6 protein-coding genes are annotated in these 12,859 nt (G+C 64.7%); 5 read left to right on the top strand and 1 reads right to left on the bottom strand.

The features are described from left to right. The first annotated feature begins 293 nt into the window (after window positions 1-293). The 5 genes from treS to treY are packed head-to-tail and all read left to right on the top strand — an operon-like array spanning window position 294 to window position 12,381. A complete protein-coding gene (gene treS / locus QX010_RS03825) occupies window positions 294-3,599 on the top strand; it encodes a maltose alpha-D-glucosyltransferase (protein ID WP_316177732.1) in 3,306 nt (1,101 codons plus the stop codon). Beyond that, entirely contained in the window at window positions 3,596-5,734 is a 2,139-nt protein-coding gene (glgB, locus tag QX010_RS03820; protein ID WP_316177730.1) for a 1,4-alpha-glucan branching protein GlgB, read from the top strand. Before treS ends, glgB begins: the two co-directional genes overlap by 4 nt. A gap of 4 nt (window positions 5,735-5,738) precedes the next feature. Next, window positions 5,739-7,814: a glycogen debranching protein GlgX gene (gene glgX / locus QX010_RS03815; RefSeq protein WP_316177729.1), complete on the top strand. Its 2,076-nt coding sequence runs from the start codon at window positions 5,739-5,741 to the stop codon at window positions 7,812-7,814. Continuing rightward, entirely contained in the window at window positions 7,811-9,577 is a 1,767-nt protein-coding gene (gene treZ / locus QX010_RS03810) for a malto-oligosyltrehalose trehalohydrolase (RefSeq protein WP_316177727.1), read from the top strand. The genes glgX and treZ overlap by 4 nt, the downstream gene beginning before the upstream one ends. A 2-nt stretch (window positions 9,578-9,579) precedes the next feature. Continuing rightward, on the top strand, window positions 9,580-12,381 hold the full coding sequence (gene treY / locus QX010_RS03805) for a malto-oligosyltrehalose synthase (RefSeq protein ID WP_316177725.1): 2,802 nt from the start codon (window positions 9,580-9,582) through the stop codon (window positions 12,379-12,381). Here the strand turns inward: treY and QX010_RS03800 are convergent, their stop codons facing one another. Next, on the bottom strand, window positions 12,382-12,693 hold the full coding sequence (locus tag QX010_RS03800; protein WP_315717996.1) for a polyhydroxyalkanoic acid system family protein: 312 nt from the start codon (window positions 12,691-12,693) through the stop codon (window positions 12,382-12,384). Window positions 12,694-12,859 lie beyond the last annotated feature (166 nt).

The raw sequence follows: 12,859 nt of genomic DNA, 5'->3' as shown, positions 1-12,859 counted from the left end.
GAGGATAAGCCTCTAACGCCGCGCCAAGGCCGTCGTTCCCCGGGGAACAAAACGAGCCTTGCAGCTTTGTAAGGGGGTCGTCTCGGTTTCTAGCGAACCGGGACGCCGTTTTCTTGTCAATGGCATCACCGTGAACAAATTTGCGCACACGTTCGAGAGCGTCGCCCTCAAGGACGCTTTCTCCCCTATTCTGCCCTCTTTTGAGGAGAGCCGCATCTGTCGAGGCCGAGACATCTTTCGAGACGCCTCCGATCGCAGCCGCATCATCATCCTCTCTCCTAGGTGAGGGCCTCATGAACCTGATGTCATCCCTGGATACGCCGAGCCTGCAGACCGAGACCGACGGCGACGGTCTCTGGTACAAGGACGCGATCATCTACCAGCTGCACGTGAAGGCGTTCGCCGACAGCAACAATGACGGCGTCGGCGACTTCGCCGGCCTCACGGACAAGCTGGATTATCTGCAGGACCTCGGCGTCACCACACTGTGGCTGCTGCCGTTCTACCCCTCGCCCGGCCGCGACGACGGCTACGACATCGCCGACTACGGCAGCATCAATCCCGATTTCGGGACCATGAAGGAGTTCAAGCGCTTCATCCAGGAGGCCAAGCGGCGCGGCCTGCGGGTGATCACCGAGCTCGTGGTCAACCACACCTCCGACCAGCATCACTGGTTCAAGCGCGCCCGGCGCAGCCCGCCCGGCTCCAGCGCCCGCGACTGGTACGTCTGGAGCGACACCGACCAGAAATATCTCGGCACGCGAATCATCTTCACCGATACCGAGAAGTCCAACTGGACCTGGGATCCCGAGGCCGGCCAGTTCTACTGGCACCGCTTCTTCTCGCACCAGCCGGATCTCAACTTCGACAATCCGCGCGTGGTCAACGCGATCGTCCAGGTGATGAAGCGCTGGCTCGATGCCGGCGTCGACGGCTTCCGGCTCGACGCCATTCCCTATCTCTGCGAGCGCGACGGCACCAACAACGAGAACTTGCCGGAGACGCATGCGATCATCAAGCGCCTGCGTGTCGAGCTCGACAATTACGCCAAGGATAAGCTGCTGCTGGCCGAGGCCAACCAGTGGCCCGAGGATGTGCAGGAGTATTTCGGCCAGGGCGACGAGTGCCACATGGCCTATCACTTCCCGCTGATGCCGCGCTTCTACATGGCGATCGCCCAGGAAGACCGCTTCCCGATCACCGACATCCTGCGCCAGACGCCCGATATCCCCTCGACCTGCCAATGGGCGCTGTTCCTGCGCAACCATGACGAGCTGACGCTCGAAATGGTGACCGATGTCGAGCGCGACTATCTGTGGTCGACCTATGCCAACGATCCGCGCGCGCGCATCAATGTCGGCATTCGCCGCCGCCTCGCGCCGCTGATGGACAATGACCGGCGCAAGATCGAGCTGATGAACTCGCTGCTGATGTCGTTTCCGGGCACGCCGATCATCTATTACGGCGACGAGATCGGCATGGGCGACAACATCTATCTCGGCGATCGCAACGGCGTGCGTACGCCGATGCAATGGACGCCCGACCGCAATGGCGGCTTCTCGCGTGCCGACCCCGCACGGCTCTACGCACCGATGATCATGGACCCGGTCTACGGCTACGAGGCGGTCAACGTCGAAGCGCAGTCGCGCAGCCTGTCGTCGCTGCTGAATGCCACCAAGAAGCTGATCTCGGTGCGCAAGTCGACGCTGGCCTTCGGCAGGGGCACCATGAGCTTCATCCGCCCGGCCAACCGGTCGGTGCTGGCCTATGTGCGGCAATACAAGGACGAGGTGATCCTCTGCGTCGCCAACCTGTCGCGCTCGGCACAGGCGACCGAGCTCGATCTTTCGCCGTTCAAGGATCGCGTGCCGATCGAGATGCTCGGCCGGTCGCGCTTTCCCGCGATCGGCGAGCTGCCCTACATGATCACGCTCGCGCCCTACGGCTTCTACTGGTTCCAGCTCAAGGAGCGCGACAAGTCCGAGCCGGTCGTTCAGCGCGCCGTGCCGGAATTCGAGACGCTGGTCGTCCCGCTCGGCTCGACCTGGGTGTCGCTGGCGCGCACCCGCAGCCTGTTCGAGCGCGACGTGCTTCCCGGCCACCTCGCGCGCACGCGCTGGTATCCCGAACGCTCGCCTGAGGCGATCCATCCGACGTTGACCTCCGCGATCCCGTTCTGTGACATCGGCGACAACAGGCCGTGGCTGATCTTCTTCAAGTCGGCCGAGCGCAAGGACGAGCAGCGCTACCTGCTGCCGATGCAGATCGAGTGGGTCCGCTTCGACCGCGAGCGCTATAATCCGCAGGCATTCGCCGCCGTGCGCCAGGGCGCCCGCGAGGGCACCCTGCTGGATGCCGCCACCAATCCCATCTTTCTGGCGCTGCTGCTGCGCAACCTTGCACAGTCACTTGTGGTCGAAGAGAACGGGATACGACTGGAATTCCGTCCGACGTCGCGATTTCCCGACAAGCCGATCCGCGAGTCGGAACAGGTGCGCATCATCGAGACCGACCGTTGCAGCAGCAAGGCTGTCGTCAACAACGAGTTCTTCATCAAGCTCCATCGCGAGCTCGAGGCCGGATCGCATCCGGAGATCGACGTCGGTCGCTTCCTGACCGAGACCATCGGCTTCGCCAACGTGCCGCCGCTGCTCGGCAGCGTCGAAGTGATCCAGGACGGTGAGCGGCAGACGATCGGCTGCGTCCATGGCTTTGTCGAGAACCAGGGTGACGGCTGGACCGTGACCGCCGCCTATCTCGACCGCTACATCGACGATCAGCGCGTGTTCGCCGCGAGCGGCGACGCGCGCCAGAGCGAGGAGCTGCCGCCCTATCTGCGCTACATGACGCAAGCCGGACGGCGGGCCGGAGAGCTGCATGCGGCCCTGGCCTCACGCAACGACATCGCCGATTTTGCGCCGGAGCCGACCACCGCAGATCATCTCGATCACTGGATCGATCGGCTGCGCGCCCAGGCAAGCCGAGTCCTGACGGGCCTGAGCGAGCGCCGCGATCGCCTCAAGGACCCGGAACGAGGGCTGGCCGATCAGGTGCTCGCGAGGCGTGGTGAGATATCGGAGCGCCTGAGCAGCCTGATCCCGCACCAGATCGGCGGCTGCGACATCCGGCTGCATGGCGATTTCCATCTCGGCCAGATCCTCATCGTCAAGGACGATATCTTCATCATCGATTTCGACGGGGACGAGGAGCAGCCGCTCGCCGAGCGTCGGCGCAAGGCGCCGCCGGCGCGCGACATCGCAGGCTTCCTGCGCTCGATCGATTGCTCGGTCCGCGTCGCCCAGGAGCGCGCTCTGAGGGCGGGCCCGGACGATCACGGCCGTATCGCCGCGGCGCTGTCGGAATGGCGCGACCAGGCCGCGACGGCCTTTTTGGCCGGCTATCGCGAGATCAAGGCCAATCAGCGCCTCTGGCCGGACGATCCGCATACGGCGGAGGCGCTCCTTAACTTTTTCATGCTGGAAAAAGCGCTCGGAGCGCTCGAATATGATCTGGCTCACCGGCCGGACTGGTTGCGCATCGCTTTGAGCAACCTGCTTCGCGTCCTGTCCGAGCCAGCATCAGTCAGCGAGTCCTCATGACCCATCTTTCTCCCGAGGCGTTTGCGATCATCGAGGGCCGGCACGCCGACCCGTTTCGCTATCTCGGTCAGCACAATGTCGACGGGCGCGCTGTCGTGCGCGCCTTCCTGCCCGAGGCGTCCCGCGTCGAAGTGGTCGGCGAGCACGGCGACGTCGCCCCGCTGACGCGCATCCATGATGCCGGCCTGTTCACCGGGACCATGCCATCGCTGCAGCGCTATCGCTTTCGGGCAACATTCGGCGACCACGTCACCGACCTCGAGGACCCCTATCGCTTCCTGCCGATCCTGAGCGACTTCGACCTGCACCTGCTCGGCGAAGGCAACCACGAGCGGCTCTACGACAAGCTCGGCGCGCATCCCATGGTCATCGACAGCGTCGATGGCGTCGGCTTCGTCGTGCTCGCGCCGAACGCGCGCCGCGTCAGCGTGGTCGGCGACTTCAACTTCTGGAATGCGCGGCGCCACCCGATGCGCGTGCGCGGCAACGGCTATTGGGAGCTGTTCATTCCCCGCGCCAGGGCCGGCGACCACTACAAATTCGACATCATCGGTCCGCAGGGCGAGCACCTGCCGCTGAAATCCGACCCGATGGCCTTCGCGGCCGAGATGCGTCCCAAGACCGCGTCGATCGTGGTCGACGAGACCAGCCTGCCGCGACCTCGGCCGGCGCCGCATGACATCAACAAGCTGAACAGGCCCGTCTCGATCTATGAGGTGCATCTCGGCTCCTGGCGGCGCAAGGACAACAATCAATGGCTGACCTATCGCGAGCTCGCCGAGCAGCTGCCGGCCTATGCACGCGACATGGGCTTCACGCACATCGAATTCCTCCCCGTGAGCGAGCATCCGTTCGACGGCTCCTGGGGCTATCAGCCGACCGGCCTGTTCGCGCCGACCAGCCGCTTCGGCAGTCCTGAGGACTTCTGTGCGCTCGTCGATGCGTGCCACCGCGAGGGCCTCGCGGTATGGCTCGACTGGGTGCCCGGCCATTTCCCGGATGATCCGCACGGCCTCGGCCATTTCGACGGCACCGCGCTCTACGAGCACGCCAACCCGATGCAGGGCCGGCATCTCGACTGGGGCACGCTGATCTACAATTTCGGCCGCACCGAAGTCGCCAATTTCCTGCGCTCGAACGCGCTGTTCTGGCTGGAGCGCTACGGCGTCGACGGCCTGCGCGTCGATGCCGTCGCCTCGATGCTCTATCTCGACTACAGCCGTCCCTCCGGCGGCTGGATTCCGAACAAATATGGCGGGCGCGAGAACCTCGAGGCCATCGAGTTTCTGCGCCGGACCAATATCGAGGCGTTCGGCCATTTCCCGCAGGCGACCACGGCTGCCGAGGAATCCACGGCGTGGCCTCAGGTGTCCCGCCCGGTCGACATGGGCGGGCTCGGTTTCGGCTACAAGTGGAACATGGGCTGGATGCACGACACCTTGCGCTACATCAGCAAGGACCCGATCCACCGCAAATATCACCACGGCGAGATCCTGTTCGGCCTGCACTACGCCTTTTCGGAAAACTTCATCCTGCCGCTGTCGCATGACGAGGTGGTGCACGGCAAGCGCTCCATCCTCGGCCGGATGCCCGGCGACGACTGGCAGCGTTTTGCCAACCTGCGCGCGTATTACAGCTTCATGTTCGGGCATCCCGGCAAGAAGCTGCTGTTCATGGGCTGCGAGATCGCCCAGGAGCGCGAGTGGAATCACGACACCTCGCTCGACTGGCACCTCCTCAGCGACGCCCGATATGCCGGCATCCAGGCCCTGATCCGCGACCTCAACCACCTCTACCGCAACGTTCCGGCGCTGCACGAGCGGGACTGCGAACCGGACGGCTTCGAGTGGCTGATCACCGACGACTCCGACCGCAACGTCTTCGCCTGGGCGCGCAAGGGCTTCGATGAGCACGCGCGCTGCGTCGTGGTCGTGAACTTTTCGCCCAACGTGTATTACAATTATCGGGTCCGCGTGCCGTTCGGCGGCAGATGGAGGGAAGCTTTCAATTCCGACTCCCTGCATTATGGCGGCAGCAATGTCGGCAATGTCGGCCAGGTCCATGCCTCTGAAGAACACCAGCTCAACCTCATCCTCCCGCCCATGGCAGCGGTATTTCTCCTCCCGGAAGCCTGACGCAATGCGCCTGGCCGCTGGAAGCCACGCCCGTCTCGGAGCAACCTGGGACGGACGGGGGACCAACTTTGCGTTGTTCTCCGCCAATGCCGAGAAGGTCGAGCTCTGCCTGTTCGACAGCCAGGGCCGGCGCGAGATCGAGCGGATCGAATTGCCGGAGCGGACGGAGGATGTCTGGCACGGCTATCTCAACGACGTCTCGCCAGGGCAGCTCTATGGCTACCGCGTCTACGGCCCGTACGAGCCGGAGCGCGGCCACCGCTTCAATGCCAACAAGCTGCTGCTCGACCCCTATGCCAAGCGGCTCGCCGGCCGGCTGGTCTGGAGCGATGCCCATTTCGCCTACCGCGCCGGCTCGCCGCGCGAGGACCTCTCGTTCGACCGGCGCGACAACGCCCGCGGCATGCCCAAGGCGGTCGTCATCGACGAGACCTTCAACTGGGGCCGGCGCGAGATGCGGCCGCAGATCCCGTGGGAGGACACGATCATCTACGAGGCTCACGTCAAGGGCCTGACCAACAAGCGCGACGACGTGCCGCCCAACCTGCGCGGCACCTATGGCGGTCTGTCGTCGCCGGCGATGATCAAGCATCTGAAGCGGCTCGGCGTCACCACAATCGAGCTCTTGCCGATCCACGCCTTCATCGACGACCGCATGCTGGTCGAGAAGAAGCTGGTCAACTACTGGGGCTACAACACCATCTCGTTCTTCGCGCCGGAGCCGCGCTACGCGCAGGACAATCCGCTCGATGCCTTCCGGACGACGGTGGCAAGGCTGCACGATGCCGGCATCGAGGTCATGCTCGACGTCGTCTACAATCACACCGCCGAGGGCAATCATCTCGGCCCGACGCTGTGCTACCGCGGCATCGACAACGCATCCTACTACTGGCTGCAGCCGGACAATCCGCGCTTCTATGATGACTTCACCGGCTGCGGCTCGTCGGTGAACCTGACGCATCCGCGCGTGCTGCAGATGGTGATGGACTCGCTGCGTTACTGGGTCGAGGTCTGTCACGTCGACGGCTTCCGCTTCGATCTCGCCACCACGCTCGCGCGCGAGAAGCACGGCTTCGACCGGCGCAGCGGCTTCCTGACCGCGATCCGCCAGGACCCGGTGCTGGCGAGCGTCAAACTGGTCGCAGAGCCATGGGACGTCGGTCTCGGCGGCTACCAGGTCGGCGCATTCCCCTCGCAATGGTCCGAATGGAACGACCGCTATCGTAGCGCCATGCGTCGCTACTGGAGCGGCGAAGGCAGCCTGATCGGTGAGGTGTCGAGCCGCATGACCGGCTCTTCCGACATCTTCAACCATGACGGCCGCACCCAGCGCGCCAGCGTCAATCACGTCACCGTCCATGACGGGTTCACGCTGGCCGATCTCTTCAGCTACAACAGCAAGCACAATGAGGCGAACGGCGAGGACAATCGCGACGGCTCCAACGACAACCTCAGCAACAATTTCGGTCATGAGGGGCCGACCAACGACGTGGCGATCACAGCGCTGCGGCGGCAGTCGCGCAAGAACCAGCTCGCCTGTCTGTTGCTCGCGCAGGGCCTGCCGCTGCTGCTCGCAGGCGACGAGGTCGGCAACTCGCAGCATGGCAACAACAACGCCTATTGCCAGGACAACGAGGTCGGCTGGGTGGACTGGAGCGGCATGGGCCGCGAGGGCGATGATCTCATCGACTTCATCGCGCACATGACCGAGCTGCGCCGCCGCTTCGGCCAGATTCGCGCGCGCCGCTGGCTCGACGGCCGCCGGTCGGACGGAAGCTTCGGCGTGCTGTGGCTGACGCCTTCGGCGGAGGAGATGACGCAAACCGACTGGACCTTTCCTGACGGACGATTTCTCGCCTATGTGCTCGCTCCGGTGGAACAGGAGCAGGCTCCGATCCTTATCGTTCTGAACGCGGCTCCCGAAGAGATCGGATTCAAATTGCCCAAGCTCGCCGAATACAAGACGTGGCAACAGGTCCTGAACACCACCGAAGCCCAGCAGACGCCGATCGACTTCGCGTCGGGCACGGACCTCAAGGCCCCGCCCCGCTCCGTGCTGGCGTATGCGGGCCAGTCATGAACGGCCGTCAATTCGGACCTCGGCTCACGCAGGACGGCACGACGTTCCGGCTGTGGGCGCCCGCCGCCAAGCGCGTCGATCTGATCCTCGACGTCAAGCATGAGATGCAGCGCGGGGATGGTGGTTGGTATTCGCTCGACGTCGCCGGGGTCGGCGCCGGCACGCGGTACAAGTTTCGTATTGATGATGAGCTCGACGTTCCAGATCCCGGCTCGGATTTCCAGCCAGAGGATGTCTCCGGCCCGAGCGAAATCATCGACCACCGCGCCTACACCTGGCGCTCCGAAAAATGGCGCGGCCGTCCATGGCAGGACGCCGTGTTCCTCGAAAGCCATGTCGGCACCTTCACGACGGAAGGCACCTACCGCGCGATGATCGACAAGCTCGATCATCTCGTCGAAACCGGCATCACCGCGCTCGAGCTGATGCCGCTGGCGGACTTCGCCGGCTCCCGCAACTGGGGCTATGACGGCGTCCTGCTCTACGCGCCGGACAGCGTCTATGGGCGTCCCGATGATCTGCGCGCACTGATCGACGAGGCGCATCTGCGCGGGCTGATGGTCTTCCTCGACGTCGTCTACAACCATTTCGGCCCCGAAGGAAACTACATCGGCCTGTATGCACCGACCTTCTTCACGGACGCTCACACGCCGTGGGGCAGCGCGATCGACTTCCGGCACCCCGAAGTGCGCGCCTTCGCGATTCAGAACGCGCTGCATTGGCTGACGGACTATCGCTTCGACGGGCTGCGTTTCGATGCCGTCAACCACATCCTCGCCAACGAGGGTGAGATCCCGATGCTGCATGATCTCAGCGCCGCCGTCGGCAGGCTTGTCGAGCAGACAGGGCGTCACATCCATCTCGTGCTCGAGAACGGTGATAACCGGGCCAGCATGCTCGACGCGGCAGAAGATCCGCCGCGGGGCAAGTTTCGCGCGCAATGGAACGATGATTATCACCACGTCTGGCATGTGATGCTGACCGGCGAGACCGGCGGCTACTACGGCGACTACCAACAATCGCCGCGGCGCGGGCTTGCTCGCGCGCTCGCCTCGGGCTTTGTCTATCAAGGCGAGCAGGCCGCCTTTTGGGGTGGCATGGCCCGGGGTGAACCAAGCGGTCATCTGGCCCCCGCGGCGTTCGTCAACTTCCTGCAGAACCACGACCAGATCGGCAACCGCGTGTTCGGCGACCGGCTGGAATCGCTGGCGCCGCCGGAAGGGATCGCAGCTGCGCTGGCCGTCACCTTGCTCGCACCGACCGTGCCGATGCTGTACATGGGCGAGGAATGGGGCTCGAAGCAGCCCTTCCCGTTCTTCTGCGATTTCCAGGGCGATCTCGCGCACGCCGTGCGCAAGGGGCGCCGCAAGGAATATGAGTGGGCATACGCCAAGTATGGCGACGAGGTCCCGGACCCGCTGGACATCGAGACGTTCAGATCCGCGATCATCGATTGGGACGCCCGCAACGCATCGCCGGGACGCGAGCGATTGACGCTGGTGCGCGGGCTCCTCGCCGTGCGCCACAGGGAGGTGGCACCGCGGCTGCCGGGCGCATCCTTCGGCAAGGCCGACGTGACGGAGGATGGCTGCCTGACTGCGCACTGGACGATGGGCGACGGCGCGACGCTGCGGTTGCTCGCCAACGTTTCGGACAACGAGGTGCCCGCGCCGCGCAGCGGCTCGGCGGGCACGCCGATCTGGGGCGGCACGCCCGGCGATCGCCTGCCACCCTGGTCGGTGTTCTGGAGCATCGGAGGATAATCATGCCTCCTGCCATTCCGCTCGCGACCTACCGCCTGCAGCTCACCGCCGACTTCAATTTCGAAGCAGCGGCGCGCGTCGTGCCGTATCTGAAGGCGCTCGGTATCAGCCATGTCTACGCCTCGCCGTTCATGACGGCGCGCAAGGGCTCGACGCATGGCTACGACATCACGGATCACACCAAGCTCAATCCTGAGCTCGGCGGTCAGGACGGCTTCGCCAAGCTGAGCGCCGCGCTGAAGGCGCACGATCTCGGGCTCATCCTCGATTTCGTTCCGAACCATGTCGGCGTCCATTTCGACGACAATCCATGGTGGCTCGATGTGCTCGAATGGGGCCAGGCGTCGCCGCATGCAGCCTCGTTCGACATCGACTGGGACCAATTGCCGTATCGCGCCCGGGGCGGCGTGCTGCTGCCGATCATCGGGACGTCCTACGGCCATGCGCTCGAACATGGTGAGATCGAGCTGCGCTACGACCCGGACGAAGGCTCGTTCTCCTGCTGGTACTTCGAGCATCGCCTGCCGATCGCGCCGGAGCGCTATGGCGAGGTGCTGCGCATCATCGTCAAGGAGGCCGGTGAGGAGAGCAGCGAGGCCGGCAAGGCGATCCTCGACCTGGCGTCGCGCTATCGCGGCCTGCGCCATCCGAACCGCAAGGAAGCCCCGGCGTTCAAGGCTGCACTCAAGGCCATTCCCGGGGCTGGCGACATTATCGCGCGAGGCCTCTCGGCGTATCAGGCTGGCGATGGCCGACCGACGCAGACGCTGGCCCTGCACCATTTGCTTGAACGGCAGAACTACAAGCTCGGGCATTGGCGGCTTGCGTCCAGCGACATCAACTACCGCCGCTTCTTCGACGTCAACACCCTGGCCGGCCTGCGCGTCGAGGATGCTGGCACGTTCGAAGCGATCCACCGGCTGGTCAAGAAGCTGATCGCGGATGGCCAGCTGCAGGGTCTGCGGCTCGACCATATCGACGGCCTGCGCGATCCCGCACAATATTTCCAGCGCCTGCGGCGGCTGATCCGCGACGCTCGGGGGCCCGCAGCCGGGCCATTCTACGTCGTCATCGAGAAGATTCTCTGCGAGCACGAGAAGCTGCCGAGCTTTGCCGGCGTGCACGGCACCACCGGCTACGAGTGGATGAACGTCATCACCCAGCTGCTCATCGACGGCAACGGCCTGGAGCCCTTGGACGAGATCTGGCGCCAGATCAGCAACAAGCCGCCGAAGCTCGCGCCCGTCATCAAGGAGGCCAAGCGGCGCGTGCTGGAAACGCTGCTGACCAGCGAGTTCACCGTGCTGACGCGCCTCCTGGCGCGCATCGCCAACGGCCACTACTCCACGCGCGACTATTCGGAAGACAGCCTGCGCCAGGCGCTCGAACTGTATGTGCTGCACTTCCCGGTCTATCGCACCTACCTCACCGCGGCCGGGGCGACCGAGGCCGATCGCAAGCTGATCGACCACGCCATCGCTGGCGCCCGCGCCGAATGGTTCGCCTCCGACGGCTCGATCTTCGACTTCCTGCGCGATACGCTCACCATGGATCTGATCAAGCGCGACCGCAGCACCAGCCACAGCGTCCCACGTGTGCGCCGCTTCGCGCTGAAGGTGCAGCAGTTCACCGGCCCGATGATGGCGAAGTCGCTGGAGGATACCGGCTTCTATCGCTTCCACCGACTGCTCGCGCTCAACGAGGTCGGCGGCGATCCGGCGGCGCATGCTCTGACGATCGCCGACTTCCACAAGCTGATGCACGATCGCGCCAGGCATTGGCCGCACGGCATGACCGCCACCGCTACCCACGACACCAAGCGCGGGGAGGATGCCCGCACGCGGCTGGCCGCCATCACCGAGTTGCCCAACGATTGGACGTCCGCGATGGCGCGCTGGAAGACCTTGAACGCGCCGCACGTCATCACCGATGGCAAGATGCGCGCGCCCTCGGCGGCGTTCGAATACATGCTGTACCAGACGCTCGTTGGCATCTGGCCCGCAACTGGCGCCGACCCGAGCCTTGCGGAGCGGTTGCAGGCCTATGCGCTGAAGGCGGCGCGGGAGGGCAAGGAGGAGACCAGCTGGCTCAATCCAAACGAGGCCTATGAGAACGGCCTGCGCAGCTTCATCGACCGCATCCTGGATCGCGACCGCTCGCCCGAGTTCCTGCAGTCGTTGGAGACGCTTTCCAGGCGGACCGCTTTGCTCGGCGCGCTGAACTCGCTGACACAGCTCACGCTGAAGGCGACGATGCCCGGCGTGCCGGATATCTATCAGGGCACCGAGTTCTGGGACCTCTCGATGGTCGATCCCGACAATCGCCGCCCGGTGGACTTCGCCGCGCGCGAACGGGCGCTGCGCGAGTGCGAGCGTCCCGACTGGGCCCGCCTGGCGGACCACTGGCCGGATGGCCGCATCAAGCTCGCTTGGACACGGCGGCTGCTCCGGCTGCGCAACGAGATGCCCTCGGTCTTCACCGACGGTTCCCATGAGCCGCTCGAGGTGAGCGGACGTCATGCCGATCACATCATTGCCTTCGCACGGCGGCATGGGCGGGACGCCGTCGTCGTCGTCACTGTGCGCAACTTTGCGCCCTTCACCGACGGTGGCCGGGTGTGGCCCCACCCGGATGGTTTCGAAGCCGAGGTTCATGCCCGCGGCTACACATCTGCGGACATACAGGACGGCATCCTTGCGGTGTCCTCCGTCTTCATACATTTGCCTGCAGCAGTGATCCCAGCGCGGACCGATGCGGCAACCCACCCGGCTGGTCGACGTCAGACAGCATCGACGCCGGGCTGATCAGCTCTTTTTCGTCAACAGCAGCTGGCCGCGGCTGCGGATCGCGGACTGCGCCGCCTCGGCAAAGCGCTGCAACAGCCAGGGCAGCACGACCTCGACACGCACGTGATCGTCGGCGACGTCGACATGGCCCGACGCCGCTTGACCCAGAGCGCGAACGCGAAAGATCATCTTGTCGCCCTCCCAGCGCTCTTCGTCGACCTTCAGGACCGGAACGCTGGTCGCGGCGCGGCTGAGACCGGCCTGGAGCCGGCGCACGGCCTCGTCCTTGCCGAGGCGATGCGGAATGGAAACGACAAGCGGTCTTGACATCGCGATCTCCTGACTAACAACTGCCTTCAGGTAGTCATTGCTGGTTACGACCGCAAAGACACGCTCCGAATTTTACCTGTTTCCCGCACGGAACTTTCGAAGTTCCGACCAGTTTCCTCGGCGAAGGCAGAGCACGTTGTCGCCCCGCTGCCGGGCACTGGAGGAA

Origin of the sequence: Bradyrhizobium sp. SZCCHNRI1009 (genome assembly GCF_032487575.1) — a bacterium.
Classification (GTDB): Bacteria; Pseudomonadota; Alphaproteobacteria; order Rhizobiales; family Xanthobacteraceae; genus Bradyrhizobium.
Note: the sequence above shows the minus strand (reverse complement) of the source record. Positions and strands in the feature narration are given on the sequence as shown.

Coding starts and splice junctions, on each gene's coding strand:
- treS (WP_316177732.1), top strand. CDS start 294: ATGAACCTGATGTCATCCCTGGATACGCCGAGCCTGCAGACCGAGACC.
- glgB (WP_316177730.1), top strand. CDS start 3,596: ATGACCCATCTTTCTCCCGAGGCGTTTGCGATCATCGAGGGCCGGCAC.
- glgX (WP_316177729.1), top strand. CDS start 5,739: ATGCGCCTGGCCGCTGGAAGCCACGCCCGTCTCGGAGCAACCTGGGAC.
- treZ (WP_316177727.1), top strand. CDS start 7,811: ATGAACGGCCGTCAATTCGGACCTCGGCTCACGCAGGACGGCACGACG.
- treY (WP_316177725.1), top strand. CDS start 9,580: ATGCCTCCTGCCATTCCGCTCGCGACCTACCGCCTGCAGCTCACCGCC.
- QX010_RS03800 (WP_315717996.1), bottom strand. CDS start 12,693: ATGTCAAGACCGCTTGTCGTTTCCATTCCGCATCGCCTCGGCAAGGAC.